At 68.9% G+C, this 26,957-nt stretch carries 29 protein-coding genes and 2 pseudogenes; 20 read left to right on the forward strand and 11 right to left on the reverse strand.

The window, feature by feature from the left end; all coding sequences use genetic code 11:
* Positions 1-745 precede the first annotated feature (745 nt).
* Positions 746-874: a hypothetical protein gene (locus ACXJJ3_RS36575; protein ID WP_458166484.1), complete on the forward strand. Its 129-nt coding sequence runs from the start codon at positions 746-748 to the stop codon at positions 872-874.
* Positions 875-1,621: 747 nt separating this feature from the next.
* On the opposite strand, the gene ACXJJ3_RS36580 is transcribed toward ACXJJ3_RS36575, so the two are convergent.
* A complete protein-coding gene (locus tag ACXJJ3_RS36580; protein ID WP_458166485.1) occupies positions 1,622-3,259 on the reverse strand; it encodes an APC family permease in 1,638 nt (545 codons plus the stop codon).
* A 137-nt stretch (positions 3,260-3,396) separates the two neighbouring features.
* On the opposite strand from ACXJJ3_RS36580, the gene ACXJJ3_RS36585 reads away from it, so the two are divergent.
* From ACXJJ3_RS36585 to ACXJJ3_RS36595, 3 genes are read left to right on the forward strand one after another with little or no spacing between them, the layout of a single operon-like run.
* Complete coding sequence (locus tag ACXJJ3_RS36585) at positions 3,397-4,335, forward strand: tyrosine recombinase XerC (RefSeq protein WP_458166486.1); 939 nt, start codon at positions 3,397-3,399, stop codon at positions 4,333-4,335.
* A gap of 52 nt (positions 4,336-4,387) precedes the next feature.
* A complete protein-coding gene (locus tag ACXJJ3_RS36590) occupies positions 4,388-4,867 on the forward strand; it encodes an RrF2 family transcriptional regulator (protein WP_458166487.1) in 480 nt (159 codons plus the stop codon).
* Positions 4,868-4,918: 51 nt separating this feature from the next.
* Positions 4,919-5,323 (forward strand): VOC family protein, encoded by a 405-nt coding sequence (locus ACXJJ3_RS36595; protein WP_458166488.1) that lies wholly within the window; start codon positions 4,919-4,921, stop codon positions 5,321-5,323.
* A 3-nt stretch (positions 5,324-5,326) separates the two neighbouring features.
* Here the strand turns inward: ACXJJ3_RS36595 and ACXJJ3_RS36600 are convergent, their stop codons facing one another.
* On the reverse strand, positions 5,327-5,902 hold the full coding sequence (locus ACXJJ3_RS36600; protein ID WP_458166489.1) for a murein hydrolase activator EnvC family protein: 576 nt from the start codon (positions 5,900-5,902) through the stop codon (positions 5,327-5,329).
* Positions 5,903-6,187: 285 nt separating this feature from the next.
* Between ACXJJ3_RS36600 and rpsB the strand changes: the two genes are divergently transcribed.
* From rpsB to ACXJJ3_RS36630, 6 genes are all read left to right on the forward strand, one after another.
* The gene (rpsB, locus tag ACXJJ3_RS36605; RefSeq protein ID WP_458166490.1) at positions 6,188-7,162 is read left to right on the forward strand and encodes a 30S ribosomal protein S2; all 975 of its coding nucleotides are present in this window, start codon (positions 6,188-6,190) and stop codon (positions 7,160-7,162) included.
* Positions 7,163-7,246: 84 nt separating this feature from the next.
* Positions 7,247-8,065 (forward strand): translation elongation factor Ts, encoded by an 819-nt coding sequence (gene tsf / locus ACXJJ3_RS36610; RefSeq protein WP_458166491.1) that lies wholly within the window; start codon positions 7,247-7,249, stop codon positions 8,063-8,065.
* 61 nt (positions 8,066-8,126) lie between these two features.
* Entirely contained in the window at positions 8,127-8,888 is a 762-nt protein-coding gene (gene pyrH / locus ACXJJ3_RS36615) for a UMP kinase (protein ID WP_344188123.1), read from the forward strand.
* An 81-nt stretch (positions 8,889-8,969) separates the two neighbouring features.
* The gene (frr, locus tag ACXJJ3_RS36620; RefSeq protein ID WP_458171987.1) at positions 8,970-9,524 is read left to right on the forward strand and encodes a ribosome recycling factor; all 555 of its coding nucleotides are present in this window, start codon (positions 8,970-8,972) and stop codon (positions 9,522-9,524) included.
* Entirely contained in the window at positions 9,524-10,372 is an 849-nt protein-coding gene (locus ACXJJ3_RS36625) for a phosphatidate cytidylyltransferase (RefSeq protein WP_458166493.1), read from the forward strand. The genes frr and ACXJJ3_RS36625 overlap by 1 nt, the downstream gene beginning before the upstream one ends.
* Positions 10,369-10,959: a GNAT family N-acetyltransferase gene (locus ACXJJ3_RS36630; RefSeq protein ID WP_458166494.1), complete on the forward strand. Its 591-nt coding sequence runs from the start codon at positions 10,369-10,371 to the stop codon at positions 10,957-10,959. The genes ACXJJ3_RS36625 and ACXJJ3_RS36630 overlap by 4 nt, the downstream gene beginning before the upstream one ends.
* Here the strand turns inward: ACXJJ3_RS36630 and ACXJJ3_RS36635 are convergent.
* Together ACXJJ3_RS36635 and ACXJJ3_RS36640 are read right to left on the reverse strand one after the other, a co-directional pair.
* Positions 10,949-11,908, reverse strand: a complete 960-nt coding sequence (locus ACXJJ3_RS36635) for an MsnO8 family LLM class oxidoreductase (RefSeq protein ID WP_458166496.1) — start codon at positions 11,906-11,908, stop codon at positions 10,949-10,951. The two genes, ACXJJ3_RS36630 and ACXJJ3_RS36635, sit on opposite strands and share 11 nt — an antisense overlap.
* Positions 11,909-11,936: 28 nt before the next feature.
* Positions 11,937-12,305: a MarR family winged helix-turn-helix transcriptional regulator gene (locus tag ACXJJ3_RS36640; RefSeq protein WP_458166498.1), complete on the reverse strand. Its 369-nt coding sequence runs from the start codon at positions 12,303-12,305 to the stop codon at positions 11,937-11,939.
* Here ACXJJ3_RS36640 and ACXJJ3_RS36645 point away from each other — a divergent pair.
* From ACXJJ3_RS36645 to pdxY, 7 genes and pseudogenes are all read left to right on the forward strand, one after another.
* Positions 12,289-12,501, forward strand: a pseudogene (locus ACXJJ3_RS36645) (hypothetical protein); the annotation flags it as partial. The gene ACXJJ3_RS36640 and the pseudogene ACXJJ3_RS36645 overlap by 17 nt on opposite strands.
* A gap of 148 nt (positions 12,502-12,649) precedes the next feature.
* Positions 12,650-12,763 (forward strand): annotated as a pseudogene (locus ACXJJ3_RS36650) (LLM class flavin-dependent oxidoreductase); the annotation flags it as partial.
* Positions 12,764-12,827: 64 nt separating this feature from the next.
* A complete protein-coding gene (locus tag ACXJJ3_RS36655; protein WP_458166499.1) occupies positions 12,828-12,977 on the forward strand; it encodes a hypothetical protein in 150 nt (49 codons plus the stop codon).
* 96 nt (positions 12,978-13,073) lie between these two features.
* On the forward strand, positions 13,074-13,730 hold the full coding sequence (locus tag ACXJJ3_RS36660) for a C39 family peptidase (RefSeq protein WP_458166500.1): 657 nt from the start codon (positions 13,074-13,076) through the stop codon (positions 13,728-13,730).
* Positions 13,731-13,787: 57 nt separating this feature from the next.
* On the forward strand, positions 13,788-14,909 hold the full coding sequence (gene rlmN / locus ACXJJ3_RS36665) for a 23S rRNA (adenine(2503)-C(2))-methyltransferase RlmN (RefSeq protein WP_458166501.1): 1,122 nt from the start codon (positions 13,788-13,790) through the stop codon (positions 14,907-14,909).
* Complete coding sequence (locus tag ACXJJ3_RS36670) at positions 14,909-15,418, forward strand: DivIVA domain-containing protein (RefSeq protein ID WP_458166502.1); 510 nt, start codon at positions 14,909-14,911, stop codon at positions 15,416-15,418. Before rlmN ends, ACXJJ3_RS36670 begins: the two co-directional genes overlap by 1 nt.
* Entirely contained in the window at positions 15,415-16,266 is an 852-nt protein-coding gene (pdxY, locus tag ACXJJ3_RS36675; protein ID WP_458166503.1) for a pyridoxal kinase PdxY, read from the forward strand. Before ACXJJ3_RS36670 ends, pdxY begins: the two co-directional genes overlap by 4 nt.
* Here pdxY and ACXJJ3_RS36680 read toward each other — a convergent pair.
* Entirely contained in the window at positions 16,244-17,347 is a 1,104-nt protein-coding gene (locus tag ACXJJ3_RS36680; RefSeq protein ID WP_458166504.1) for an LOG family protein, read from the reverse strand. The two genes, pdxY and ACXJJ3_RS36680, sit on opposite strands and share 23 nt — an antisense overlap.
* An 88-nt stretch (positions 17,348-17,435) precedes the next feature.
* On the opposite strand from ACXJJ3_RS36680, the gene ACXJJ3_RS36685 reads away from it, so the two are divergent.
* Positions 17,436-18,686, forward strand: coding sequence for an aspartate aminotransferase family protein (locus ACXJJ3_RS36685; RefSeq protein ID WP_458166505.1), 1,251 nt, complete (start codon positions 17,436-17,438; stop codon positions 18,684-18,686).
* On the opposite strand, the gene ACXJJ3_RS36690 is transcribed toward ACXJJ3_RS36685, so the two are convergent.
* Entirely contained in the window at positions 18,687-19,118 is a 432-nt protein-coding gene (locus tag ACXJJ3_RS36690; protein WP_458166507.1) for an META domain-containing protein, read from the reverse strand. It abuts the gene before it with no gap.
* Positions 19,119-19,256: 138 nt separating this feature from the next.
* Between ACXJJ3_RS36690 and ACXJJ3_RS36695 the strand changes: the two genes are divergently transcribed.
* Together ACXJJ3_RS36695 and ACXJJ3_RS36700 are read left to right on the forward strand one after the other, a co-directional pair.
* Complete coding sequence (locus ACXJJ3_RS36695) at positions 19,257-20,693, forward strand: basic amino acid/polyamine antiporter (RefSeq protein WP_458166509.1); 1,437 nt, start codon at positions 19,257-19,259, stop codon at positions 20,691-20,693.
* An 18-nt stretch (positions 20,694-20,711) separates the two neighbouring features.
* Complete coding sequence (locus ACXJJ3_RS36700) at positions 20,712-21,953, forward strand: arginine deiminase (RefSeq protein WP_458166510.1); 1,242 nt, start codon at positions 20,712-20,714, stop codon at positions 21,951-21,953.
* Position 21,954: 1 nt separating this feature from the next.
* On the opposite strand, the gene ACXJJ3_RS36705 is transcribed toward ACXJJ3_RS36700, so the two are convergent.
* The 5 genes from ACXJJ3_RS36705 to ACXJJ3_RS36725 all read right to left on the reverse strand — a co-directional run bounded on the left by ACXJJ3_RS36705 (position 21,955) and on the right by ACXJJ3_RS36725 (position 26,944).
* Positions 21,955-22,821 carry an amino acid ABC transporter permease gene (locus ACXJJ3_RS36705; RefSeq protein ID WP_458166511.1) on the reverse strand — a complete coding sequence of 289 codons (867 nt, stop codon included), beginning with the start codon at positions 22,819-22,821 and terminating at the stop codon, positions 21,955-21,957.
* Positions 22,821-23,468 carry an amino acid ABC transporter permease gene (locus tag ACXJJ3_RS36710; protein ID WP_458166512.1) on the reverse strand — a complete coding sequence of 216 codons (648 nt, stop codon included), beginning with the start codon at positions 23,466-23,468 and terminating at the stop codon, positions 22,821-22,823. The genes ACXJJ3_RS36705 and ACXJJ3_RS36710 overlap by 1 nt, the downstream gene beginning before the upstream one ends.
* An 84-nt stretch (positions 23,469-23,552) precedes the next feature.
* Positions 23,553-24,476: a glutamate ABC transporter substrate-binding protein gene (locus ACXJJ3_RS36715; RefSeq protein WP_458166513.1), complete on the reverse strand. Its 924-nt coding sequence runs from the start codon at positions 24,474-24,476 to the stop codon at positions 23,553-23,555.
* Between the two features lie 60 nt (positions 24,477-24,536).
* Entirely contained in the window at positions 24,537-25,298 is a 762-nt protein-coding gene (locus ACXJJ3_RS36720) for an amino acid ABC transporter ATP-binding protein (RefSeq protein WP_458166514.1), read from the reverse strand.
* Positions 25,299-25,420: 122 nt separating this feature from the next.
* Positions 25,421-26,944: an amidohydrolase family protein gene (locus tag ACXJJ3_RS36725; protein WP_458166515.1), complete on the reverse strand. Its 1,524-nt coding sequence runs from the start codon at positions 26,942-26,944 to the stop codon at positions 25,421-25,423.
* Positions 26,945-26,957: the final 13 nt, after the last annotated feature.

Raw genomic sequence — 26,957 nt, forward strand, 5'->3', positions numbered from 1 at the left:
GCCAGGTTCCGGCTTCTCGGGCCGACGCCCGCAAACGACAGGCACGTGCTGCACCGTCGAACCTCGAACAACACGGCGCCAACATCAGCACCTCCGCCCCGCCGCCGGCAGGCGCTTCCTACACCGTCGCTCCGGGCGGCCAAGCTGGGCCCGTCTGAAGTGGTTGCCGAACGCACCAGCCTCCGGCGTAACAGCAGCTGCACCGCCGGCTCGAGCCCGGCTCGAGCGCGGCGAGGCGCCCGCCGGTCGGGGGCAGGACCCGATCCACCCCAGCTACCTCCTGGGCAGCAACTGTCACCGGCCAGCTAGCGCGAGCGATGGTCGGCGGAGAACTGCCGCCGTGCGCTGCTACCGGGGAACTGCCGCGGTGAGCTGCTGCCGGGAACTGCCGCGGTGAGCTGCTGCCGGGAACTGTCGCGGTGAGCTGCTGCCGGGAACTGCCGCGGTGAGCTGCTGCCGGGAACTGCCGCGGTGAGCTGCTGCCGGGAACTGCCGCGGTGAGCTGCTGCCGGGGAGTTGCCGCGGTGAGCTGCTGCCGGGGAGTTGCCGCGGTGAGCTGCTGCCGGGAACTGCCGCGGTGAGCTGCTGCCGGGAACTGCCGCGGTGAGCTGCTCCCGGGGGAGTGCTGCCGGGGGACTGCTCTCGGGGACTGTGCCGGGCGGTGGGAGGTGATACCGAAGCTGCCACCGCGCGGCGGTCGGCTGGGAGTGCCGGCGGCGGACAGCCATCGGGCGAGGGGCGGCCGGTGAGTGCGGCTGGAAAGGCTCCTGCTGGCAGCGCCTGCCGCGCCTCGGGGGTCATCGACGAGCACCTCGCCCGGCTGCTGGTCGGTGTCGAGGTACGTCCGCACCTCGCGGATCCCGCTATTCGGTGACGGCGTGTATGGCGGCGGATGCTCGGCTCGGGTGGGGTGCTCGGCGATCCCCGGAGTTCTCGGACAGCTGGTTGGTGCTCTCGACGGTGCTCCTCGGCGGCTAGGGAGCTGCGCGCGGCCTGTCGGTTGAGGGTGAGCCGATGTGTTCTCGCGGAGGCTGAGCGCCTCGCGCCTTGTGCCTTGCGCCTTGCGCCCGGGCCGCGCCTCGCGCCTTGCCCCTGGGCCCCGGGCCTTGCGTCTTGCGCCTGGGCCGGGCCTTGCGTGGTGGCCAGGTGTATGCGGCTGATGGTGGTTGCGCGGTGGTGGCCAAATGCGTGTGGGCGCCTGGGTAGCGGGCGTCGGATCGGCGGGGTTGCGGAACGCGAGCTGTGGTCGGCATGGGCATCGACTAGCGCGGTGAGCGCGGCAGCTTGGTGAGCGCGGTGAGCGCGGCAGCTTGGTGAGCGCGGTGAGCGCGGCAGCTTGGTGAGCGCGGTCAGTGCGGTCAGCGTGGTCAGCGCGGCAGTTGGTGGGGGCGGCCTCGGCGGCTGTTTCTGGAAACTTGTTGGCTGTTCCTGGAAGTTGGACCGGGGTGGATCGGCGCGGGTCGGTGGGGGCGCAGGCAGTTGGGCTGCCTGGTTGGTGTTGGGTTCTGGCGAGCCGGGGGCCGGGGCTCGTGCAGGGCGGGGTGTGGTGCGGTTTGGCGGTGGGGGTGCGCGTTCGGGCGATCGCGGTCCAGGGGGACCGGGTGCACCGGGGTTGGCTTGCTCAGTTGCGCATGTGTTTGCCGCGGTTGGCTTTTTGGGGTTGTTGTTGGTCGGGTGGGGTGCGGATGGCGCGGAGTTCGGTGGAGTCGTCGTGGGCTGCTCGGATGGCTTGGAGGCCGCCGGTGCCGGGGTCGGTGTCGCCGAAGTCGAAGTCCCAGCTGTCTTCGTTGGCTAGGCGGCTGTGCCAGCGGCCGTAGAGGCCGTAAATCGCGATGCCGATGCCCATCCAGATCAGGAACTTGATCCAGGTGCCGGTCTTCATGTTCAGCATCAGCCACACGGTCGCGGCCAGCGAGAGCAGCGGGATGAGCGGGACCAGCGGGACCCGGAAGCCGCGCTCCAGGTTCGGCTCGGTGCGGCGCAGGCGGAGCACGCCGACCGCGCAGAACGCGAAGCAGAACAGGGCGCCGATCACCAGTAGCTCTTCGAGGTCGAGGACCTTCGGGTAGAGCGTGAGGAGCAGGGCGGCGACGCCGGCGGCGGCTGCGGCGCGGGCGGGGGAGGAGTACACCCGGCTGACCCGGCCGAGGCTCTTCGGCAGCAGGCCGTCGCGGCCCATGTTGAACAGCACGCGGCTCTGCGCGATCAGGACCACCATGATCACGGTCATCAGCGCGAGCAGTGCGCCGACGTTGACGACGTTCGCGGCCCAGCCGACGCCGACCGAGGCGAGGGCTTCGGAGACCGGGGCCTTGCCGCCGAGCTGACCGTACGGGCGCATGCCGACCAGGACGACTGCCATCGCGATGTACAGGATCGTCACTGCTCCGACGCCGAGCAGCATGCCCTGCGGAACGGTCTTGCGCGGGCTGCGCGCGTCCTCGGACGCGGTCGCGATCAGGTCGAAGCCGATGTATGCGAACACGATGGTGCTCGCCGCCGTGAAGATGCCCATCATCCCGAACGACCCGAACGAGGTGTCGAGGATCCAGCCCAGCACCGTCGGATCCGCCATCGCCGGCGCGGCCCGGGCCGGCGGGATGAACGGGTGGTAGTTCTCCATCTTGATGTGGGTGGCGCCGACGACCACGACCAGCAGGATCACCGCGACCTTCGCGATCACGACGATCGTCAGCACGCGGGACGACAGCTTGGTACCGGTCACGATCAGCGCGGTCAGGATCAGCAGCAGCAGCGGGGCGACCAGGTTGACCTTGGCCTCAGGCCCGAAGAACTGCGCGATGCCGCTCGGCAGCGTGACGCCGAACCCGTCGAGGGTGGCGAGGAAGTACGCGGACCAGACCCGGGCGACGATCGCCGCCGCGGTGACGAGCTCGAGGACGAGAGCCCAGCCGACCAGCCATGCCCACATCTCGCCGAACGTTACGTAGCTGAACGTGTACGCACTGCCGGAGACCGGGATCGTGGAGGACAGCTCGGCGTAGCAGGCCGCGGCCAGCAGGCAGACGATCGCGGCGATCACGAACGACAGGATCACTGCCGGTCCGGACACGTTCGCCGCTTGGACGCCGCTGATGCTGAAGATGCCGGAGCCGATCATCACGCCCAGGCCGAGTACAACCAGGTCGCGACGACCGAACAGCCGCGGCAGACGGTGCCGCGCGTCCTCGACTCGAGTGAACGCCGACTCGACCGGCAGGCGCCGGCCTACGGTCTGTCCGTTCGCTGAGGGGGCCATGGTCAGGGGTGCCTCCGTTGCTACTAGGGCAATCGGGCCGAACAGTAGTCGACCGTTGGGCTATCGACCAGACCTCCTCTTCTCGGCCCCCGCGCGGTGGCTTGCAGTGCCGGGGCGCCTCCCGCATCGTCGGGGGTATGACGCCGGACGAAGTCACTGGGAACCCTTCCATGCCGGAAGGTTTCGCTGTGTTACTTGCTGACTACGAAAGGCATCTGACGGCGGAAAGAGACCTCAGCACTCACTCGGTGAGAGCCTACATCGGAGATGTGGCCGATTTACTCGAACATTTGATTCGGCTTGGTCACGATGATCTCGAGGGTCTGGATATCAGGGGTCTGCGCTCCTGGCTCGCCAAGCAGCAAAGTCTGGGGAAATCCCGCAGCACGATGGCTCGCCGGGCGACCGCGGCAAGGGTGTTCACCGGCTGGGCGCAGCGGACCGGGCGGATCAGTACGGATCCCGGAGCGTTGCTCGCCAGCCCGAAGGCACACAAGACCCTGCCGGGGGTGCTCGGCCAGGCCGACACCCGTACGGTCCTCGACGCGGCCGCGGTCGCCGCGGACGACGGCAGCCCGGTCGGCCTCCGCGACCTCGCGATCATGGAAGTCCTGTACGCCACCGGGATCCGCGTCGGCGAGCTGTGTGCCCTCGACGTCGACGACATCGACCGGTCACGCCGGGTCGTCCGCGTCTTCGGCAAGGGGCGCAAGGAGCGGTCGGTGCCGTACGGCGTCCCGGCCGGGCAAGCGATCGAACGCTGGCTGGCCGAGGCGCGGCCCCAGCTGGTGCGCGAGGGGAGCGGGCCGGCGGCGTTCCTCGGGGCGCGCGGCGGCCGGATCGACCAGCGGACGGTACGCCGGATGGTGCACCAGCGGGTCGCCGTCGTCGACGCGGACCTGGCGCCGCACGGACTCCGGCATACGGCGGCCACACATCTGCTGGAAGGTGGCGCGGATCTGCGCAGTGTGCAGGAACTGCTCGGCCATGCGTCGCTGGCGACCACGCAGGTCTACACGCATGTTTCCACCGACCGGCTGCGGCAGGCCTATCAGCAGGCGCATCCCAGGGCGTGAATGCCGTGCCGGATGCGGCGGGTGGGCGCCGGAATACGGCAGACTGCGGGACATGCGGGTTTCGGCGAAGTCTGACTATGCGTTGCGAGCTCTGATCGAGATCACCCAGCGATGGGTGGCCAACGACCATTCGGTGGTATCGGCCGAGGAGTTGAGCCGCGCGCAGGGCATTCCGCACGGCTTCCTGCAGGGGATCCTCGCCGACCTGCGCCGGGCCGGGGTGCTGGCCAGCCAGCGCGGGCAGTCCGGCGGCTGGCGGCTGGCCGTCGACCCGAACGAGATCTCCGTGGCCGACGTGATGCGGGCCGTCGACGGACCGATCGTGAGCATCTCGGGTGTCCGGCCGGAGAGCGTCAGCTACAACGAGCACGCCGTCGTCCTGCAGCGCGTCTGGATCGCGGCCAGGGCGAGCCTGCGGGACGTGCTCGAGAACACCACGCTGACCGATCTGGCCAGGAACAAGCTCCCGGCCGGCGTCGAGCGCCGGTCGCGGGACGAGGACGCCTGGCAAGCCCGGGTCCCAGGGAGCTGAGCCGGTGCTACAGTCAGGACTTATATAAGCCACGACTGTAGGAGATGAGCGATGGCCGAGCAGCAGATCAAGACGTTCATGATGTTCGAGGGCGGCGCGGAGAAGGCGATGACCTTCTACCTGTCGCTGTTCGCGGACGCCGAGATCGTCTCGATGAACAAGTACGGCGCCGAGGGACCTGGCCCCGAGGGGTCGGTGATGGTTGCCGTGTTCCGCCTGGCCGGGCAGCAGTTCATGTGCAGTGACAGCTACCAGCATCATGGATTCACCTTCACGCCTTCGATGTCGTTGTTCGTGGACTGTGCGGACGAGGCCGAGCTCGAGCGGCTCTACAACGCGCTGGTCGAGGGTGGCGGCGCGTTGATGCCGCTGGGGGACTACGGGTTCAGCAAGAAGTTCGGCTGGGTGAACGACCGGTTCGGGGTGTCGTGGCAGCTGAACCTCCCGCACGCGTAGGGCTCACGGGCGTCTGATCAGCAGGCCGGCGGCCAGCGTGAGCGCGGCGGTCGCGGCGATGACGAGCTTCGCGGCGCGCCGATTCCGATAACCGGCGTCACCCACGGGGGTCACCGGTAGAGGCGCCACTGTGGGCGGTCCGGCTGCGAGTGGCAGTAGCCGGACCGGGCGGTCGGCGAGCAGGCTCAGGGGATCGAGGTACTGCTTGGCCTGGAGCAGGCCCCAGTGCAGGCAGGCTCTCGGCAGGCAGTGCGAGCCGGCGGCGGACAGCCGGCCGATGACGGTGCCGGTGCGGACGGACGCCCCGACCGGTACGGCGGCGACGACAGGCTCGTACGTCGTCCGGCGGGCGCCGTACGTGATCGTGACGACGCCGCGGCCGGCGAGCGGACCGGCGTACGTGATCGTGCCCGGGGTGGCGGCGAGGACCTCTTGGCCGGGGCGGCCCGCGAGATCCACGCCGCGGTGGCCGGGGAGCCACGGCTTCGGGGGTGGCTCGAAGCCGTGGACGATCTCGGGGCGGGGATTCAGCGGCCAGTCCGCGGTGGGTGGGGTCGGGGCGGGGGAGATGATGGTCATGCCGGAGAAAGTGCCGGTTTCGGGGGTGGGATTCGCCGCCGATCGGCCGATTGTGGACAACCGGGCCCGGTTCGCGTTGCGGGTCCGGGGTCACGTACACTTCCGGTGGCGCCCCGTGTGAGCGGGGCGACTACGCATGCCTGCACAAGAGCGTCGATCCAACGGTCCCGGAGCAATCCGGGTGGATCCATGCGACGGGCATCAGGAGCTACGGATCAAACCCGGTCCGCAGCGTGACAACCGAGTAGACCCGGACGAACACCCGGGTCGCAATAAGGAGACCTCATGGCCGTCGTGACCATGAAGCAGCTGCTGGAAAGCGGCGTGCACTTCGGGCACCAGACCCGGCGCTGGAACCCGAAGATGAAGCGCTACATCCTGACCGAGCGCAACGGCATCTACATCATCGACCTGCAGCAGTCGCTGTCCTACATCGACCGCGCGTACGAGTTCGTCCGCAGCACGGTCGCGTCGGGCGGGGCGATCCTGTTCGTCGGTACCAAGAAGCAGGCCCAGGAAGCGATCGCCGAGCAGGCGACCCGGGTCGGGATGCCGTACGTGAACCAGCGCTGGCTGGGCGGCATGCTGACCAACTTCCAGACCGTGAACAAGCGGCTCCAGCGTCTGAAGGAGCTCGAGCTCATCGACTTCGACGACGTCGCCGCCTCCGGTGTCACCAAGAAGGAGCTGCTGCAGAAGCGTCGCGAGCACGACAAGCTGCTCAAGACCCTCGGCGGTATCCGCGACATGGCCCGGGTTCCGGCCGCCGTGTGGATCGTGGACACCAAGAAGGAGCACCTCGCGGTCGACGAGGCGCGCAAACTGAAGCTGCCGATCATCGGCATCCTCGACACCAACTGCGACCCGGACGAGGTCGACTACCCGATTCCGGGGAACGACGACGCGATCCGTTCGGTCGGCCTGCTGACCCGGGTCGTCGCCGACGCCGTCGCGGACGGTCTGATGGGCCGCTCCGGCCAGGGCTCTGCCGCCGCCGGCGAGGAGCTGGGTGCGGAAGAGCCGCTGGCCGCCTGGGAGCGCGAGCTGCTGGAGAGCCAGAACGGCAAGGCCGGCGAGGAGAAGGCGACCGAGGCCAAGGCCGACGAGGCCGCCCCGAAGGCCGACGAGGCCAAGGCAGAGGCTCCGGCCGAGACCGCCGCCGAGGCCCCGGCCGCGGCCGAGGCCCTGACCGAGCCGGTCGCCACCGACGCCGAGGTCACCGAGGCGAAGGACGACGCGCCGAAGGCCGACGAGGCCTGACAGCCACGGGTGCCGTCCGGTTCACCGCCGGACGGCACCACCGCCCGCTCATCCAGCCGCATCGAGAAAACGAGAGAACGAGGAATGGCGAACTACACCGCCGCTGACGTGAAGAAGCTCCGCGACACCACCGGCGCGGGCATGATGGACGCGAAGAAGGCCCTCGAGGCCACCGACGGCGACTTCGAGAAGGCTATCGAGGAGCTGCGCATCAAGGGCGCGGCCAAGGCCCAGAAGCGTGGCGCAGAGCGCTCCGCGACCAACGGCCTGGTGGCCGCGGCGGAGAACGCGCTGGTCCAGCTGAACTGCGAGACCGACTTCGTCGCCAAGAACGAGCAGTTCCAGCAGCTCGCCGCCGACATCGTCGCGCACGCCTCGGCGAGCAAGGTCGGCGACGTCGAGGGCCTGCTCAACGAGAAGCTCACCGACGGCAAGTCGGTCGCCGAGAACATCGAGGCGCTGGCCGCGGTCATCGGCGAGAAGCTGGAGCTCGGCAAGGTGGCCGTGTTCGACGGCCAGGTCACGGCGTACATGCACAAGCGTGCCGCGGACCTGCCGGCCCAGGTCGGCGTGCTGGTCGAGTTCGAGGGCGACAACGTCGAGGCCGCCCGCGGCGCCGCCATGCAGGCCGCCGCGATGCGCCCGCTGTACACCACCCGCGACGAGGTCCCGGCCGAGACGGTCGAGAACGAGAAGCGGATCGCCGAGGCGACCGCTCGCGAGGAGGGCAAGCCGGAAGGCGCCCTGCCGAAGATCGTCGAGGGCCGGGTGAACGGCTTCTTCAAGGAGGTCGTGCTGCTCGAGCAGCCGTCGGTCACGGAGAACAAGAAGACCGTGAAGGCTGTGCTCGACGGCGCCGGTGTGACCGTGAAGCGGTTCGCCCGCTTCGAGGTCGGCGCCTGATCCCTCGAAGGATCTGAGCGCACACAGGCAACGAGGCACAGGCAACGAGGAGGCCGGAATCGTGACGGAAACCCTGGGTACCGAGACGAGTCCGGCCTCTTCGCCGTTCTCGCCCGCCTATCACCGGGTGCTGCTGAAGCTGTCGGGTGAGGTGTTCGGCGGCGGCAAGCTCGGCGTCGATCCCGACGTGGTGAACTCGATCGCCAAGCAGATCGCCGACGTGGCGCGGGCGGGCGTCCAGGTCGCCGTGGTGGTCGGCGGCGGCAACTTCTTCCGTGGTGCCGAGCTCCAGCAGCGCGGTATGGAGCGGAACCGGGCCGACTACATGGGCATGCTCGGCACCGTGATGAACTGCCTGGCGCTGCAGGACTTCCTGGAGAAGCTCGGCATCGAGACCCGGGTGCAGACCGCGATCACGATGGGACAGGTCGCCGAGCCGTACATCCCGCGCAAGGCCGAGCGGCACCTGGAGAAGGGCCGTGTGGTGATCTTCGGCGCCGGTTCCGGGATGCCGTACTTCTCCACCGACACCGTCGCCGCCCAGCGGGCGCTCGAGGTGGGCGCCGAGGCGCTGCTGATGGGCAAGCAGGGCGTGGACGGCGTGTACGACTCCGACCCGAAGAAGAACCCGGACGCGGTCAAGTTCGACCAGCTGTCGTACGACGACTTCCTGGCCCGCGGCCTCCGGGTCGCGGACGCCACGGCGATCAGCCTGGCTCGCGACAACGCGCTGCCGATCGTGATCTTCGGCCTCGAAGAGGGCAACATCGAGCGGGTCATCCACGGCGAGAAGATCGGTACGGTCGTCTCGCGGGGTCAGTAACCGCTTGTAGGCACCGTACGACTAGGATCGAGACAGACGTGGCCGCGCCGAGGCGGCCCAGAGGAAGCGAGGAATGTCGTGATCGACGAAGCTCTCCGCGATGCCGACCAGAAGATGGCGAAGGCCGTTGAGGTCGCGAAGGACGACTTCGCCGCGATCCGCACCGGCCGCGCGCACCCGCAGATGTTCGCGGGCATCCTGGCCGACTACTACGGCAGCCCGACGCCGCTGCAGCAGCTGGCCGGTTTCCAGGTCCCGGAGCCCCGGACCGTGCTCATCTCGCCGTACGACAAGGGTGCGATGGCCGCGATCGAGAAGGCGATCCGGGACTCCGACCTTGGGGTGAACCCGGGCAACGACGGCGCGGTGATCCGGGTGGTGCTGCCCGCTCTGACCGAGGAGCGGCGCAAGGAGTACATCAAGGTCGCGAAGACCAAGGCCGAGGACGCGAAGGTCTCGGTCCGCAACATCCGCCGGCACGCCATGGACCAGGTCCACAAGACGGTCAAGGACGGCGACGCCGGCGAGGACGAGGGCAAGAGTGCTGAGAAGCGGCTCGACGGGTTGACGAAGAAGTACGTCGACGCCATCGACGACCTGCTCAAGCACAAGGAAGCCGAACTGCTCGAGGTGTGATGGGCGTCGAAAGCACGCCCGCGCCGAGTCCCAGCCCGAGCCGCGCCGGGCGGAATCTGCCCGCCGCGATCGCGGTGGGTGTCGGGCTCGGCGCGCTGATCCTCGGATCGCTGTACTGGCAGAAGGTCCTGTTCGTCGTCCTGGTGCTGGCGACGGTGCTGGTCGCGGTCGACGAGATGATCAAGGCGCTCCGCACCGGTGGTGCGGTGATCCCGAAGATCCCGCTGTTCGTCGGGACCGCGGCGATGCTGCTGGCGGCGTACTTCGGCGGCCCGATGGCGCTGCTGGTGGCGCTCGGGCTGACCGTGCTCGGGACGATCTTCTGGCGGATGCCGGACGGATCGGTCGGGTTCGTCCGGGACGTCAGCGCCGGGGTGTTCCTGATCGGGTACGTGCCGCTGCTGGCCGGGTTCGCGATCCTGCTGGCGCAGCCGGACGCGGACGGACCGGCCCGGGTGGTGACGTTCTTCGTGGTCACGGTCGCGAGCGACGTCGGCGGGTATGCGGCCGGTGTCCTGTTCGGCAAGCATCCGATGGCGCCGACGATCAGCCCGAAGAAGTCCTGGGAGGGCTTCAGCGGCTCGGCCCTCGCCTGCATCGGCGCGGGGATCGCCGCGGTCGTCTTTCTGCTGCACGGCGACTGGTGGGTCGGCGCGATCGTCGGCGCGGTCGCGGTCCTGACCGCGACGGTCGGTGACCTGGGCGAGTCGATGATCAAGCGCGACCTGGGCATCAAGGACATGTCGAACCTGCTCCCCGGCCACGGCGGTGTGATGGACCGGCTGGACTCGCTGCTCGCCACCGCCCCGATCGTCTGGCTCCTCCTGCATCTCCTGGTGAAAGCATGACAATCGCCCCTGACGGACGTCCGTTGATCGGTGACGTCGTCCGGCTCGATCGCCTGCAGGCGTCCGACATCGACGAGCTGTACGCCGCGATCGGCAACGAGCAGGTCTACGCCGGCGGGTTCGGCGGGGGGCCGGCCGCGGTGCCGGCGAGCGCCGAGGCGATGCGGGCGTCATGGATCCCGGCCGCGGACAAGCGGTTCGCGTACGTCGTCCGGCTGGTTGCCGACGGCACGGTCGTCGGTACGTCGAGCCTCGGCGACGTCGACGTACCGAACGAGAGCATCCACCTCGGTTGGACCGGCTACGCGCCGTCCGTCTGGGGTACGGCGGTGAACCCGGCGGCGAAGCTTCTCCTGCTGGAGCACGCGTTCGAGGTGTGCGGGTTCGGCCGGGTGAAGATCCAGACCGGGACGGGGAACACGCGTTCGCAGGCGGCGATCGCGAAGCTCGGCGCGACCCGCGAGGGCGTGCTGCGGCGGCACAAGGTGCTCGCGGACGGCTCGTTCCGGGACACGGTGGTGTTCTCGATCCTGGCCGACGAATGGCCGGACGTCCGGAAGCGGCTGGAGCACCGGATCAGCCGGTGAGCTTCGCCAGCGCGGCGTAGTTCGCGAGCAGGGCGGCCCGGTCGAAGGTGTTCGTCGTGATCAGCAGTTCGTCGGCGGCCGTACGGCGTACCAGGTCGCTGAGCATCTCGTCGACCTCCGCGGGCGTGCCGTAGAGCTGGCCGCGGAGCGCGTTGTCGAAGTACTCCTGCTCGCGCGCCGTCAGTTCTGCCGGTACGTCGGCCTGCAGCGGCGGGAACACGCCCCGCGTCCGCGAGTACGCGCTGGCCCAGGCCTCGGGGAGCAGCAACTGCCGCGCGGCCTCGGTGGAGTCGGCGACCGCCGCAGTCACGGCGAGGATGACCTGCGGCTCCGGAGCCCAGTCAGATGGCTGGAAGGTCGTCCGATACTGCTCGACGAGCTGATCGGAGTCAGCGCGAGCGGCCAGCACGACAGGCAGCCCCAGAGCAGCGGCGATCGCGGCGCCTTCGCCGACGGCGAGGACGTACGGCGGGATCCGCAGCCCTTCGCCGGGCCGAGCGTGGACGGCCGCCGTACCGTCCAGATAGCCGAGCAGCTCCCGTACCTGGGCGCTGAAGTCGTCGGCCGCGTCCTTCTCGACGCCGAGCGCCCGCCGGACGCCGTTCGTGAAGCCGACCGAGCGGCCGAGGCCCATGTCGATCCGGCCCGGATACAGCGACTCCAGTACGCCGAACTGCTCCGCGACGACGAGCGGCTGGTGGTTCGGCAGCATCACGCCGCCGGTGCCGACCCGGATCCGATCGGTGCGCGCGGCAACAGCCGCGGCCAGCACCGTAGGCGCAGAGCCGACCACGCCCGGCACGCTGTGGTGCTCCGAGACCCAGAACCGCTTGTATCCAAGCTCTTCCACCTGCTGGGCGAGCTCCACCGTCGCTCGCAGCGTCTCCGCCTCCGACTCGCCGACGTGCGTTCGAGAGCGGTCGAGGACTGACAGCGGGACGGAGACCATGCAGAGTCCAACCGGCCCGCCGGAGACCTCATTCCCCCAGCAGCAGCCGCAGGTCTTCGCGGAACCGCGCGGCATCGCCCAGCGGAGCCAGGAACTCCCGCTCGACGTCCACCCGGACCTGCTCGGCCGCAGCAAATGTGGACTCGCCACGATCCGTGAGTACGACGACGTTCCGCCGGCGGTCCTCGGCGCTTCGCCGGCGCTCGACGAAGCCGCGCTCCTCGAGCCCGTCCAGGAGATCGCCGATCGACGTCCGATCCACCCGTAGCCGCGCCGCGACCTTGAGCTGGGAGAGCGGTTCGCCGGACGCGACCGCGTTCAGCACCGCAAGGTCGCGCCCGTTCAGCCCGTGGGGGGCGAGCGCGGCCGTCTGAGCCTCGGTGAGTTGCGCGAGCACGTGTTTGAGCAGATACCCGAGCCGTTCCGACCCGCGGCTCCGCGATGCCTGGCTGTGGGACCACTTCCTCCCGCTCCGCGAACCCAAGGACGGCGACGTACTCGAAGGCTGGACGCTGCTGACGGCGCTCGCCGCGCAGACGAGCCGGCTACGGCTGGGCCTGCTCGTCACCAACAATCGCGCCCGCCATCCCGCGGTCCTCGGCAAGGTCGCCAGCACGCCCGACGTGATCTCCGGCGGCCGTCTCGTCATGGGGCCTCGGCGCCGGCGGCACGCGCCAGCCCGCCGGTGCCGGCGGCGTACCCGGGCCGAATCCGGCGATCGAGGAGTACGCCGCCTATGGGCTGACGCTCGTACCGCCGGGGGAGGGCCTCGCCCGGCTCCGCGAGACGATCGAGATCCTCCGCCGGATGTGGACCGAGGAGGAGTTCGACTTCCACGGCCGGTACTACACCCTCGAGCGCAACCGGAACTCGCCGAAGCCGATCCAGAAGGGCGGTCCGCCGCTCGCTGCAGCTGATTGTGGCGTACGACGACCCGGCCGGGACGCGTGCGATCGTCCGGGAGGCCGTCGGGCTGGGGTTCGATCACATCGTGCTGTCGCTGCGGAGCCCGTACCCGGACGGTGTCGTGGAGTGGCTGGTGCGGGAAATCATCGACCCTTTCGACTGAGATCGAAACGAGTGGTGATTTTTTCACCATGACGTAGCGGTGTGTGTCAGCATCAAACGCAGACGATCCGCCCCGGTCGTCCAGTGAGGAGCTGACATGATTCCCACGACGAAGTTCAAGGCCGCGCTCTGCGGTCTGGCCCTGATCGCGGCCGCCGCCCTCCCCCTCAACGCCACCGCCGCACCCGACAGCGTGTCGGTCGCGGTCAGCAAACCGGTCCCGAAGCTCGGCTACTCGACGCAGAGCGTCAAGACGCTGACCATCGACTTCCAGTACCAGCAGACCGGCTACTGGTGCGGTCCGGCCGCCACCCGGATCGCGCTCTCCGCCCGGATCTCACCGCCCAGCCAGCAGCAGCTCGCCAACGAACTGCCGACCACGACCAACGGCACCGACTGGATCGGTCAGGTCACGCGGGTGCTGAACAACCACGTCGGCACCGGCTGGTACGAGACCAAGGAGATGCCGAACGACCCGCCCACCCAGGCGCAGCGCGACCTGCTCTGGCGGGACATCGTGCTCGACATCGACAACAACTACCCGATCGTCGCCAACATCGTTGCCCCCGCCAACAACCACCCGCCGGGCTACCCGAACTACACGATCTACCACTACTTCACGGTGATCGGGTACGACTCCGGCGACCAGACCGTGCTGATCGCGGACCCGGCCGGCTTCGCGCCGACCGCGACGTACTGGCTCACCTTCAACCAACTCGCCACGCTGATCCCGCCGAAGGGCTACGCGGCCTGACCCGTGCGCCGGACGCCGCCCCGGGGGCGGCGTCCGGCGTGCGACAATGGGGCGGTTATGTCTACCTCCCTGCCTCTTGTTTTCGATGAGCCGCGCCGTGCGAAAAAGCCACCGCGGCACCTTGCCGATCTGTCCGGGGAGGAACGGCGGAGCGCGGTCGAGGCGCTGGGCGAGCCCGCGTTCCGGGCCAAGCAGCTGTCCAACCACTACTTCTCCCGGCTGGTGTCCGACCCGGCCGAGATGACCGACCTGCCGGCCGCGACCCGCGACAAGCTGGTCGCCGAGCTGATGCCGCCGCTGCTGACCAAGGTCCGCGACCTGGAGTGCGACAACGGCGAGACCCGGAAGACGCTGTGGAAGCTGCTCGACGGCTCGCTCGTCGAGTCGGTCCTGATGCGGTATCCGGGCCGCGTGACGATGTGCGTGTCGTCGCAGGCCGGCTGCGGGATGGCCTGCCCGTTCTGCGCCACCGGTCAGGGCGGCCTGACCCGGAACATGACGACCGCGGAGATCGTCGAGCAGGTCGTCGACGGTGCGCGGGCGCTGGCCCGCGGCGAGATCGCCGGCGGGCCGGGCCGGGTCTCGAACATCGTGTTCATGGGCATGGGCGAGCCGATGGCCAACTACAAGGCCGTGATCGGCGCGGTCCGGCGGTTCACCGACCCGTCGCCGGAGGGCCTCGGGATCTCGGCGCGTGGCGTGACCGTGTCGACGGTCGGCCTGGTGCCGCGGATCAACCAGCTCGCCACCGAGGGGATCCCGGTGACGCTGGCGCTGTCGCTGCACGCGCCGGACGACGAGCTGCGCGACGAGCTGGTGCCGATCAACAACCGCTGGAAGGTCGACGAGGTCCTGGATGCTGCCTGGGCGTACGCCGAGCAGACCAAGCGCCGCGTCTCGATCGAGTACGCGATGATCCGCGACATCAACGACCACGCCTGGCGCGCCGACCTGCTGGCCGAGAAGCTCCGTGCCCGCGGCGACTGGGGCTGGGTGCACGTCAACCTGATCCCGCTGAACCCGACGCCCGGCTCGAAGTGGACCGCGTCCGACCCGGCCGACGAGCGCGAGTTCGTCCGGCGGCTGGAGGCGGGCGGCGTACCGGTCACGGTCCGGGACACCCGCGGCCAGGAGATCGACGGCGCCTGCGGGCAGCTCGCCGCGGCGAGCAAGTCCTGATGCTGACACCGCGGTTCCAGGTCCGGCGGACCGGTCAGCGGTACGACTGTGCCCAGGTCGACGCGTTCGTCGAGCGGCTGGTCGCGACGGCCGAGCGGCGCGCGGCCGGGCCGGGGGTGACCGCCGACGAGATCCGCGGGGTCGCGTTCGGTACGCCGTTCCTCGGCCCTGGGTATGCGGTCGAGGAGGTCGACAACTTCCTGTCCGACGCCGAGCGCTGGCTCCCCGGCACTCCTGCCGCACCGGCTCCGCCGAGCGGCGCACGAGTGGCCCCGAAATTCCCGGTGGTCCGGTTCCGGATGGCCTACTCCGTGGAAGAGGTGGACGACTTCGTCGACCGGGTGATGGCGACCGCGAACGGCCTCCCGACGGCTCGTCCGGTGACCGCGCAGGAGATTCAGGCCGTGCAGTTCACCCCGGTCCGGCTGAGCGCGGGGTACGACGCCTCCGAGGTCGACGCCTTCCTGGACGAAGCCGCAACCTGGCTCAGTGGGATGATCGGCCGGTGAAGATCCTCTCGATTCAGTCAGCAGTGGCGTTTGGGCATGTGGGCAACTCGGCGGCGGTGTTCCCGTTGCAGCGGATCGGCGTCGAGGTGCTGCCGGTCTACACGGTGAACTTCTCGAACCACACCGGGTACGGCGCGTGGCGCGGGCCGATGATCAGCCCGGACGACGTGCGCGAGGTACTGCGGGGGATCGAGGACCGCGGCGTACTGCCGCAGATCGACGTGGTGCTGTCGGGATACCAGGGCGGCGAGGGGATCGCGGACGTGATCCTTGAGGCGGTCGAGCGGGTGAAGGCGGCCAACCCGGCGGCGGTGTACTCGTGCGACCCGGTGATGGGGAACGCGAAGTCCGGCTGCTTTGTCGCGCCGGCGATCCCGGTGCTGCTGCGCGACCGGGTGGTTCCGGCGGCCGACATCATCACGCCGAACCAGTTCGAGCTGGGCTTCCTGACCAACACCGAGCCGGACACGCTCGAGTCGACGCTGGCGTCGGTGGAGTTGGCGCGCGCGACCGGCCCGCGGACGGTGCTGGTCACCAGCGTCGAGCGTCCGGACCGCGAGGACGGCACGATCGAGATGCTGGCCGTCGACGACAGCGGTGCGTGGCTGATCGAGACGCCGTACATCCCGATGAAGGCGAACGGCTCCGGCGACGTGACGGCCGCGCTCTTCACCGCGCACTACCGCCGGACGGGCGATCTCGCGGACGCACTCGCGCGGACCACCTCGAGCGTCTTCGACCTGCTCACCCGTACCCATGAGTCGGGGGAGCGGGAGCTGCAGCTGGTCGAGTCGCAGGAGGCGTACGCGAACCCGCAGCTCCAGTTCAAGCCGCGCCAGGTCGCCTGACCAGTTTGGCTGCTTCGTCGATGGTGGGGACGAGGTGGATCGACATGGGGCGGTCTGTGGCGAGGGACTGGAGGAGGGGCCAGACGGGGAGTTTGGTGCTCCAGTGGGGGACGTCTACGAGGATCAGGGGGATCTGGGTGGCCGCGTCGCCGTAGTAGTTGGGGGTGGCGGCCTGGAAGACCTCCTGGACGGTGCCGGCGGCTCCGGGGAGGTAGATGATGCCGCCGTGGGCGCGGCTGAGGAGGACGTCCTCGCGTTGCGCGTTCGAGAAGTACTTCGCGATCGAGGACGCGAACACGTTCGGCGGCTCGTGGCCGTAGAACCAGGTCGGGATCGACACGCCGCCGTCGCCGGGGAACTCACGCCGGACGTCCATGCCGGACCCGGCCCACGCGGCGATCGACGGGCGGAACGACGGTACGGCGGCCAGCCGGGCCAGCACCTGCTCCACGACCGCGTCGTCGTACGTCGCCAGTGAGGCGCCGAGGTTCGCCGCCTCCATCGCGCCGGGGCCGCCGCCGGTGACGACCACGTGGCCGCGGCGGGCCAGGGTACGCCCGAGCAGGACGGCGGACCGGTAGTCGGCGGAGTCGCGCAGTACGCCGTGGCCGCCCATGACGCCGACCCAGGGCCCGGACGAGGGCAGTTCGGCCAGTGCGTCGGCGATGGCGTGGTCGTGGAGCGCCGCCGCGAGCGTACGGCTGGTGTCGCCCTTCTCGTCGTGCTGCCGGGACCACGCGTAGATCTGGGCGTCCGGCGTGGCGTCGTACCCGTGGTCGAGGCCCGCGTACAGCTCGTCGGCGTCGTACAGCCGCCCGCGGTACGCGTCGAACGGGAGCTCCGGGATCGCCGGGAACACCAGCCCGCCGCCGTCCCGTACCCACTCGTCGGCCGGGTCCTCCAGCGCGCAGCCGAGGAACACCGACCCGCTCGGCTTCAGCCCGAGCAACTCCGCCGTACGGCCGGTCAGGTCGACCGACTGCACCCGCCAGCCGGCCATGGCCGCGGCTCCCGCCGCCAGCAGCCGGTCGAAGTGCTCCAGGGATTCGATGTCCACATGCGGGATGCTCGGCAACGTCACCCGGAGAACGGTAATAGACGTGCACTATGACATGAGGTAATGGTTGGACATGACACATGCGGAGCTCTGGGAGCGTCACAAGGCCGTCATGCCGGCTTGGCTCGCGTTGTACTACGAGGAGCCGATCGAGATCGTGCAGGGTGCCGGCCGCCGGGTCACCGACGGCGAGGGCAACACATACCTCGACTTCTTCGCCGGCATCCTGACCAACGCGATCGGGTACGACATCGCGGAGATCTCCGAGGCGGTCCGCGAGCAGCTCGGCACCGGGATCGCGCACACCTCGACGGTGTACCTGATCCGCAAGCAGATCGAGCTGGCCGAGCAGATCGCCGAGCTGTCCGGGATCCCGGACGCCAAGGTCTTCTTCGCGAACTCCGGTACCGAGGCGAACGAGACCGCGCTGCTGCTGGCCACCCAGGCGCGGCGCTCGAACCAGGTGCTCGCGATGCGGAACTCCTACCACGGCCGCGCGTTCGGCACCGTCGCGATCACTGGCAACCGCGGCTGGTCCGCCAGCAGCCTGTCGCCGGTGAACGTGCAGTACGTGCAGGGCGCGTACCGGTACCGCAGCCCGTTCCGGGAGCTGCCGGACGCGGACTACATCAAGGTCTGCGTCGAGGACCTGCGCAACGTCATCGAGACCACGACCGCGGGTGATGTCGCGTGCCTGATCGCGGAGCCGATCCAGGGCGTCGGCGGGTTCTCCTCGCCCCCGGACGGGCTGTACGCCGCGTTCAAGGAGGTGCTGGACGAGTACGGGATCCTGTTCATCTCCGACGAGGTACAGACCGGGTGGGGCCGCACCGGCGAGCACTTCTGGGGGATCCAGGCGCACAACGTGGTCCCGGACGCGATGACGTTCGCGAAGGGGCTCGGGAACGGGTTCGCGATCGGCGGCGTGGTCGCGAAGGGCGAGCTGATGGACAGCATCAAGGCGAACTCGCTGTCCACGTTCGGCGGCAACCCGATCTCGACGACCGCGGCGAAGGCGACCATCGACTACCTGCTCGACAAGGACCTGCAGGCGAACGCGGCCAAGCGCGGCGCGCAGCTGGTCGACGGGCTGCGCGGGATCTCCGACGAGTTCCCGGAGCTCGGCGACGTCCGCGGCAAGGGGCTGATGCTGGCCGCCGAGATCGTCAAGCCCGATGACCGGACTCCGGACCCGGCCGCCACCACCAAGCTCCAGCAGGAGACCAAGGACCGCGGCCTGCTGATCGGCAAGGGCGGCCTGTACGGCAACGTCCTGCGGATGGCGCCGCCGATGACACTCACCGAGGCGGAGGCCACCGAGGCGCTCGAGATCATCCGGGACTCGTTCGGCACCCTGCGCTGATCACGAGGTGAGGTGTAGCACCTCCGCACGACGGCTCAGCCAGAGCTCGTTGCCTTGCCGCTCGATCGTGGGCCGGGCGGCAAGGAACGCGGCCAGCCACCGGTCCTGAGCCTGGAGCGCCGGGTCGCAGGCCTTCCGGGTGGTCGCCGGTGCGCTCACGATCAGCTCGTGGTTGTCGATCGACGCCGCGCCGGTCAACGTGTTGCAGCCGGCCTCGGCCGTCACCGTGTCGCCGGTGAACGTGAGCTGGATGACCGATCCTGCGACGATGCCGCGGTTGACGATGCTGTGCGCCACCCAGGTGGCGTCGGTGAGGTCGGAGAGCTCCGGCGTGTGCCCGAGCGCGTACGTCGCACTGCGCCCCGCGGCGGCGCCGCAGGCCGACAGAACGACCATCGCCGTCACGAGACCGAGTATGCCGCGAACGGACATGGTGATCAGTATGCCATTGACACCATTGTCACGGCGGGGGAAATTGAAGGTACAGGCCGGAATTGGGCGAGCGCCGCCGGCCGTGGGGATTTTTGCGCAAATCCCGGATCGGGCCCGATTGCTCAGCGAGGGGCGCGGATGACCGAAACAGCGGAAAAGGTTCCGACTGCACAAAAGCTCACTTTCGCGACAATGACGACCATGGTCGTCGGCAGTATGGTCGGCGCCGGTGTGTTCTCGCTGCCCGCCCGGTTCGCGCAGCAGACCGGCGTGGCCGGGGCGCTGATCGCCTGGACCATCGCGGGCCTCGGCATGCTGATGCTGGCCTTCGTGTTCCAGACCCTGGCCGTCCGGAAACCCGATCTGGACGCCGGTGTGTACGCCTACGCGAAAGCCGGTTTCGGCGAATATCCCGGTTTCTTCTCGGCCTTTGGCTATTGGGCAAGCGCTTGTGTAGGTACGGTCACGTACTGGGTGCTGATCATGTCCACCGCGGGCGCCCTCATTCCGGCGCTCGGGGACGGTGACACCTGGCTGGCCGCGCTTTTGTCGACGATCGGTACCTGGACTTTCTACTGGTTCGTCCGCAAAGGCGTCCGGGAGGCGGCGGTCATCAACCGGATCGTGACGATCGCCAAGGTGATCCCGATTCTGGTGTTCGTCGTGCTGTGCGTGTTCGCGCTGCATCCGCGGGTCTTCGCGGACAACTGGAGCGGCGGCAGCGACGTCGGCGGCCTGTTCACCCAGGTCCGCGGGACGATGCTGGTGACGGTTTTCGTGTTCCTCGGCGTCGAGGGCGCGAGCGTGTACTCGCGGCACGCCAAGCGCCGCGAGGACGTCGGCCGGGCGACGATCCTCGGCTTCCTGTGCGTTTTCGCGGTGTTCGCCTCGGTCACGATCGTCTCCTACGGGATCATGCCGTACTCCGAGCTCGCGGACCTGCGGCAGCCGTCGATGGCGTCCGTCCTGGAGACGGCGTACGGGCAGTGGGGGAAGGTCTTCGTCAGCCTCGGGCTGATCATCTCGGTGCTCGGCGCGTACCTGGCCTGGACGCTGATGGCGGCCGAGGTGCTGTTCGTGGCAGCCAAGGACAACGACATGCCGCGGTTCCTCAAGGCGCACAACGCGGAGACCGACGTTCCCGGTGCGGCGCTGCTGATGTCGACGATCCTCGTCCAGGTGATGCTGGTCGTGGTGCTGTTCTCGGAGGACGCGTTCGGTTTCGCGCTCGACCTGACCAGTGCGCTGACGCTGATCCCGTTCCTGCTCGCGGCCGCGTACGGGCTGAAGATCGCGCTGCTGCGGGACGGGTACGGCGATACCGGCAGGACCCGGGACCTGGTGATCGGGACGCTGGCGACGATCTACACCGCTTTCCTGCTGGTGGCCGCCGGCATCAAGTTCATCCTGCTCGCGCTGATCATCTACGCGCCCGCGACGGTGCTGTTCGTGATGACGCGGCGGGAGCAGGGCAAACGACTGTTCAGTCCGGTCGAGCTGGTCATCCTCGCGGTCTCGGTCGCGGGCGCCGTGAGCGGCATCGTCGCGCTCGCTGTCGGCTGGATCACCATCTAGAGGGAGAGGACCCACGGCATGACCGAGGCACACGGCGTTCACTCGGAGGTCGGGACGCTGCGCAAGGTACTGGTCTGTTCACCCGGTCTCGCGCACCGCAGGCTCACCCCGACGAACGCCGACGACCTGCTGTTCGACGACGTGATGTGGGTGGAGAACGCGCAACGCGACCACGCCGACTTCGTGAACAAGCTCCGCGGCCGTGGCGTCGAGGTGGTCGAGCTGCACGACCTGCTCACCGAGACGCTGGCGATCCCGGAGGCGAAGACCTGGCTGCTGGACCGCAAGATCGTGCCGAACATCGTCGGGCTGGGCCTCGTCGACGACACCCGCGCGTATCTCGAGTCGATCCCGGACCGGCAGCTCGCGGAGTACCTGATCGGCGGCCTCGCGGTGTCGGATCTGTCCGGCGAGTTCGGCACCGGGTACGTCGCCCTGGCGCGCGAGCAGATCGGCGCCCGCGAGTACCTGATGCCGCCGCTGCCGAACACGCTCTACACCCGCGACACCACCTGCTGGCTGTACGGCGGCCTGACGATGAATCCGCTGTACTGGCCGGCCCGGCACGATGAAACCCTGATCTACAAGGCGATCTACACGTTCCACCCCGGGTACGTCGGGTCGACGGTCTGGTGGGGCGATCCGGAGAAGGACTGGGCACAGGCCACGTTCGAGGGCGGCGACATCATGCCGGCCGGGAACGGCGCCGTACTGATGGGAATGAGCGAACGGACGTCGCGGCAGGCGATCACGCAGGTCGCGGCCGCGCTGTTCGAGCAGGAGGCCGCCGAGCGCGTGGTGGTGGCCGGGATGCCGAAGCTGCGGGCGGCGATGCACCTGGACACGGTCTTCACGTTCGCCGACCGGGACGTCGTCACGCTGTACCCGACGATCGTGGACGCGATCCACACGTTCAGCCTGCGCCCGTCCGACAAGGCGCCCGGCCTGGAGGTCACCGACGAGGGCACCAAGCCGTTCGTCGAGGTGGTCGCCGAATCACTCGGGCTCAAGGAACTCCGGGTGATCGAGACCGGCGGCGACGTGTACGCCTCCGAACGCCAGCAATGGGACAGCGGCAACAACGCCGTCGCCGTCGAACCCGGCGTGGTCTTCACCTACGACCGCAACACCACCACCAACACCCTGCTCCGCAAGGCCGGCGTGGAGGTCATTTCGATCGTAGGAGCCGAACTGGGCCGCGGCCGGGGCGGAGGTCACTGCATGACCTGCCCACTGATCCGCGACCCAGTCGACTTCTGACTCAGACCGGCGCGCCTTGGCCGGGGTCGTTGGTCAACGGCAGCGGAGCCGGCCCGCCGGTGACCTTACGCCGGCGCCGCGAACGACCCTCGAGGTACCGGGCCAGCAGCGACAGCAGCGAGCACAGGCCGATGTAGATGATCGCGATCACGATGTACGTCGGGATGTACGGGAAGCCGTAGCTGAGCCGGCCGCCCATCTGCTTTCCGACGTACAGCAGCTCCGGGTAGGTGATGATGAAGCCGAGCGCGGTGTCCTTCAGCAGTACGACCAGCTGGCTGACGATCGCCGGCAGCATCGCGCTGATCGCCTGCGGCAGCAGCACCAGTCGGACGACCTGGTTCTTCCGCAGACCGAGCGCGTACGACGCCTCGCGCTGACCCTTCGGGACCGCGGCGATGCCGGCCCGGAAGATCTCCGCGAGCACCGAGCCGTTGTAGAGCATCAGGCCGAGCACGACCGCCCAGAACGGGGTCAGGCCGAGCTTGAACTGCAGACTGCCGTAGTAGAAGAAGAACATCAGGATCAGCAGCGGGACCGCGCGGAACAGTTCGACGACGAACGTCGCCGGCACCCGCACCCACTTGTGGTCGCTGATCCGCGCCGCGGCGAACACCGCGCCGAACAGCAGCGCGAGCACGGCGGCCAGCCCGGCCGCCTTCAGCGTGGCGAGCAGACCGTGGAGCAGCTGGTTCTGGATCGCGGTGTACTGGAACTGGATCCAGCGGCGGCTCTCGAACTGGCCGGTCGCGTTCAGCCGGTAGATCACCCACGCGATGGCGCCCAGCACCAGCAGCAGGACGATCACGTTCAGGGTCCGGTTGCGGACCTTCGCCCGCGGTCCGGGGACGTCGTACAACGCGCTCATCAGGCCACCGCCGTCCGTCGTTCGGCCCACCGCTGCAGGAACATCAACGGCACGATCAGGATCAGGAAGCCGATCGTGATCCAGACCAGCGTGGCCATCTGGTTCTCACCACGTTCGTTCATCGCCGCCGGAATCGCACCAGCCTCGGCGACCGAGAAGCCGGCTGCAATCGTGGTGTTCTTCAGCAGCGCGATCAGCACGCTCATCAGCGGCGGTACGACGCCCCGGAAGGCCTGCGGCAGCACGATCGCCGTCAGCACCTGGACGAACGACATACCGATCGCCCGGCCCGCCTCGGTCTGGCCGGGCGGGATCGTGTTGATGCCGGACCGGACCACCTCGCAGATGAACGCCGACGTGTAGATCGTCAGCGCGACGACCGCGGACCAGAAGAACGACGGGAACTCGATGCCCATCTTCGGCGCGCCGAAGACCAGGAACGCGAACACCAGGGTCAGCGGGGTGTTCCGGAGTACGTTCACGTACCCCGTGCCGGTGCCCCGCAGGGCCGGGACCGGGGAGACCCGGAACGTGCCCAGCAGGGTGCCGAGCACCAGGCTCAGCACACCGGAGATCAGGAACAACTTGATCGTGGTCCAGAACCCTTGTCCGAACAGATCCCAGTTGTCGGTGAGGACCGAGAACATCGCGACCTTCCTCTTGCCCTTCTTCGGTTCACGGTCACAACTCGGCCGCGGCGCCTGCGCTCAGGCACCGCGGCCGGCTGTGGATCAGTACTTCTCGAGCGGCGGCGGGGTCGAGTCCGAACCCGACTTGCCGAGCGTCTCGTCGTAGATCGCCTTCCAGGTGCCGTCCGAGGCCGAGGTCTCGAGGATCGAGTTCACCTTGTCCCGGAGCGCCTTGTCGGCCAGCGGCAGGCCGATGCCGTACTTCTCCACGCTGAACGGCTTGCCGACCACCCGCAGGTCCTCGGGTGCGTTCGCCGCGTAGCCCTTCAGGATCGCGTCGTCGGTGGTGACCGCGTCGGTCTTCTTGTCGAGCAGCTGGGAGACGCACTCCGAGTAGGTCTTGAACTCGGAGATGTTGCTCGCCTCGGTCAGGTTCTCGTCCTTGACCCGCTGGATCGGGGTCGAACCGGTCGCGGAGCAGACCTTCTTGCCCTTCAGGGCGGTCTTGCCGGCGTCCATCGAGGTGTCGGCCTTGCGGACCAGCAGGTCCTGACCGGCGATGAAGTACGGGCCCGCGAACGAGACCTGCTTCTTGCGCTTGTCGGTGATCGAGTAGGTGCCGACGTAGTAGTCGATCTCACCGCCGGCGATCGCGGTCTCGCGGTTCGCGGACGGGATCTCCTTGTACTCGATCTTGTCCGGGTCGAGGCCGAGACCGGCCGACACCATCCGGGCGACCTCGATGTCGAAGCCGCAGCGCTTGCCGCTGGCGTCCTTGTAGCCGAGGTTCGGCTGGTCGGCCTTGACGCCGACGACCAGGTTGCCGCGCGCCTTCGCCTTGGTGAAGGCCGGGCTGCCGGCGACGTCGACGCCGGACGCGGTGGTGAACTTGTGCAGGTCACCGCACGAGTCGGACGTGTTGCCGCCGCCACCGCCGGAGGCGCTCGGCTCGTCCTTGCCACAGGCGGCCGCGGTCAGCGCGAGCGCTGCGACGCCGACCGTGGCGACGAGGGTGCGCATTCTCATGATCTGGATTTCCCCTTCGTTTCGTTACTGGGCACAGCTGCGGGCGGTGCGACTGCCGGGTCAGTGCTTGAGGATCTTGCCCAGGAAGTCCTGGGCACGCTTCGAGGTCGGGCTGGTGAAGAACGTCTCCGGATCCGACTCCTCGACGATCTCGCCGTCGGCCATGAACACCACCCGGTTCGCCGCGGTCCGGGCGAAGCCCATCTCGTGCGTGACCACGACCATCGTCATGCCCTGCTTGGCGAGGTCGACCATCACCTCGAGTACTTCCTGGATCATCTCCGGGTCGAGCGCCGAGGTGGGCTCGTCGAAGAGGATCACCTTCGGGTCCATGGCCAGGGCGCGTGCGATCGCCACGCGCTGCTGCTGACCGCCGGACAGCTGGGCCGGGTACTTGTCGGCCTGGCTCGCCACGCCGACCCGCTCCAGCAGTTCCAACGCCCGCTTCTCGGCCTGCTTCTGGTCGGTCCTGCGGACCTTGGTCGGGCCGAGGGTGACGTTCTGCAGGATCGTCTTGTGGGCGAACAGGTTGAACGACTGGAACACCATGCCGACGTCGGCGCGCAGCTTGGCCAGTGCGCGGCCCTCGCTCGGGAGGGCCTCACCGTCCAGGGTGATGCTGCCGGAGTCGATCGGCTCCAGCCGGTTGATCGTGCGGCACAGCGTCGACTTGCCGGACCCGGACGGGCCGATCACGACGACTACTTCGCCCTCGTCGATGGACAGGTTGATGTCCTTCAGGACGTGCAGATCGCCGTAATGCTTGTTGACGCCGGTCAGCGCAACCAGACCAGTTTTCGTCAAGGTACCGGAATCGCTCATGGCCAGAACCTAGCGGAGCCGAGGGTGCGGTCGCAGGCCCGGGTGGTTCCACGGTGGTAACGATCTGCAATAAACCGGAGCGGACCGTGATCCGTTGATCACGGTCCGCTCCGATTTGTGCTTCAGTGTCCGGTTCTGCCGGTTCCGCAACACCCGCCTGCAGCGAGGGTTGCCGCGGTCGGCGGCTCCTTGACCGCCTTTTCGACGCCGGCGAGCAGTTCCCGGCGGGCCGTGGGGGAGATCACCCGGCCGCGGGTGACGACGGTGTCGATCCGGCGGCTGTTCCGGATGTCCCGCAATGGATCGGCGTCCAATACAACCAGGTCCGCAATCCGGCCGGCCCGGACCGCTCCGAGCTCGTTCCCGAGGCCGAGGAACTTCGCCGGCTCGACCGTCGCGGCGTACAGCGCCTGCCGTGGGGTCGCCCCGGCGCCGACCAGGTGCTCCAGTTCGTCGTGCAGCGCGAACCCGGGCACGGAGTACGGCGTCCCCGTGTCGGTGCCGGCCATCACCGGGACGTCGTGCGCGAACAGCTCCCGCGCGAACCGCTGCCGCCACGCCCACATCTGGCGCTGGTGGGAGATCTCCTCGGCGGTCCGGTTCGCGGCGTACAGGTTCTGGATCACGTAGTCGTACGTCCCGATCGACTCCTCGCTCATGTACTTCGCCAGCGCCGGGTCGAGGCGGGTGTAGTCGATCTGGTCGAGGACGTTGTGCATCGTCAGCGTCGGCGTCACCCGGGTGCCGTTGCGGCGGAGCGTGCCGAACACGTCGGCGGCGCGGGCCGGGCTGTACGTGTTCGCGGCGATCCACTCGATCGGGTGCAGCTGCCGGAACCAGCTGTTGTAGTCGCCGTTCGCGACCTTGATCGCGAGCAGCATCCGGCGTACCTCGTCCTCGCGGGTGGACACGGCCAGGCCGAGCGAGTGGATGTGCTCGATGCTGCGCTGACCGCGGTCGCTGACCTCTTTCGACGTGACCTGGTCGGGGCCGTGGCCGTGCACGGTCAGGCCGACCTTGCGGGCCTCGTCGACGATCGCCAGCCAGGACTCCCGGCTGAGCCGCGAGTACACCTTGACGAAGTCGGCACCCTCGGCCTTGACCCGGCGGACCGCGGCCCGGGCGTCGGCGGCGCCGTCGACCACGATCACCTTGATCAGGTTCGGGTCCCACAGCGTGGGGTCGCCGTCGATGATGTTGCTGGCCACCACCATCCGCGGACCGAGCAGCGTGCCGGCCTCGATCCGGTCCCGCCAGTCGTAGAGGGCCGGGTTGGTGCCGGACATCTCGCGGACCGTGGTCAGCCCGTTCGCGAGGTACAGCGGCGGCGAGACGCGCTCGTCGCCGAGGCTGTGGACGTGCATGTCGGCGAGCCCGGGGACGACGTACTTCCCGCGCAGGTCCACCTCGACCGCGCCGGGCGGCGCCGGGAACCGGCCGACGCCGACGATCCGCTCGCCGCTGATCAGGACGGTCTGGTACGGGTCCCGGCGCCCGGTCGTGACGTCGATGACCGTGACACCGGTGAGCGCGGTGAGCTTCGTGGACTTCGCCTGGGACGTGGACGCAGTAGTAAAGGTGCCACCGGCGATGATCGCGGCACCAGCCGCAGTACGGGCGAGAAACTGACGACGAGAACTGTTCATGACCCTCACTATT

This window comes from Kribbella sp. WER1 (assembly GCF_054189145.1).

Coding starts and splice junctions, on each gene's coding strand:
- ACXJJ3_RS36580 (WP_458166485.1), bottom strand. CDS start 3,259: ATGGCCCCCTCAGCGAACGGACAGACCGTAGGCCGGCGCCTGCCGGTC.
- ACXJJ3_RS36585 (WP_458166486.1), top strand. CDS start 3,397: ATGACGCCGGACGAAGTCACTGGGAACCCTTCCATGCCGGAAGGTTTC.
- ACXJJ3_RS36590 (WP_458166487.1), top strand. CDS start 4,388: ATGCGGGTTTCGGCGAAGTCTGACTATGCGTTGCGAGCTCTGATCGAG.
- ACXJJ3_RS36595 (WP_458166488.1), top strand. CDS start 4,919: ATGGCCGAGCAGCAGATCAAGACGTTCATGATGTTCGAGGGCGGCGCG.
- ACXJJ3_RS36600 (WP_458166489.1), bottom strand. CDS start 5,902: ATGACCATCATCTCCCCCGCCCCGACCCCACCCACCGCGGACTGGCCG.
- rpsB (WP_458166490.1), top strand. CDS start 6,188: ATGGCCGTCGTGACCATGAAGCAGCTGCTGGAAAGCGGCGTGCACTTC.
- tsf (WP_458166491.1), top strand. CDS start 7,247: ATGGCGAACTACACCGCCGCTGACGTGAAGAAGCTCCGCGACACCACC.
- ACXJJ3_RS36625 (WP_458166493.1), top strand. CDS start 9,524: ATGGGCGTCGAAAGCACGCCCGCGCCGAGTCCCAGCCCGAGCCGCGCC.
- ACXJJ3_RS36630 (WP_458166494.1), top strand. CDS start 10,369: ATGACAATCGCCCCTGACGGACGTCCGTTGATCGGTGACGTCGTCCGG.
- ACXJJ3_RS36635 (WP_458166496.1), bottom strand. CDS start 11,908: ATGGTCTCCGTCCCGCTGTCAGTCCTCGACCGCTCTCGAACGCACGTC.
- ACXJJ3_RS36660 (WP_458166500.1), top strand. CDS start 13,074: ATGATTCCCACGACGAAGTTCAAGGCCGCGCTCTGCGGTCTGGCCCTG.
- rlmN (WP_458166501.1), top strand. CDS start 13,788: ATGTCTACCTCCCTGCCTCTTGTTTTCGATGAGCCGCGCCGTGCGAAA.
- ACXJJ3_RS36670 (WP_458166502.1), top strand. CDS start 14,909: ATGCTGACACCGCGGTTCCAGGTCCGGCGGACCGGTCAGCGGTACGAC.
- ACXJJ3_RS36685 (WP_458166505.1), top strand. CDS start 17,436: ATGCCGGCTTGGCTCGCGTTGTACTACGAGGAGCCGATCGAGATCGTG.
- ACXJJ3_RS36690 (WP_458166507.1), bottom strand. CDS start 19,118: ATGTCCGTTCGCGGCATACTCGGTCTCGTGACGGCGATGGTCGTTCTG.
- ACXJJ3_RS36695 (WP_458166509.1), top strand. CDS start 19,257: ATGACCGAAACAGCGGAAAAGGTTCCGACTGCACAAAAGCTCACTTTC.
- ACXJJ3_RS36700 (WP_458166510.1), top strand. CDS start 20,712: ATGACCGAGGCACACGGCGTTCACTCGGAGGTCGGGACGCTGCGCAAG.
- ACXJJ3_RS36705 (WP_458166511.1), bottom strand. CDS start 22,821: ATGAGCGCGTTGTACGACGTCCCCGGACCGCGGGCGAAGGTCCGCAAC.
- ACXJJ3_RS36710 (WP_458166512.1), bottom strand. CDS start 23,468: ATGTTCTCGGTCCTCACCGACAACTGGGATCTGTTCGGACAAGGGTTC.
- ACXJJ3_RS36715 (WP_458166513.1), bottom strand. CDS start 24,476: ATGAGAATGCGCACCCTCGTCGCCACGGTCGGCGTCGCAGCGCTCGCG.
- ACXJJ3_RS36720 (WP_458166514.1), bottom strand. CDS start 25,298: ATGAGCGATTCCGGTACCTTGACGAAAACTGGTCTGGTTGCGCTGACC.
- ACXJJ3_RS36725 (WP_458166515.1), bottom strand. CDS start 26,944: ATGAACAGTTCTCGTCGTCAGTTTCTCGCCCGTACTGCGGCTGGTGCC.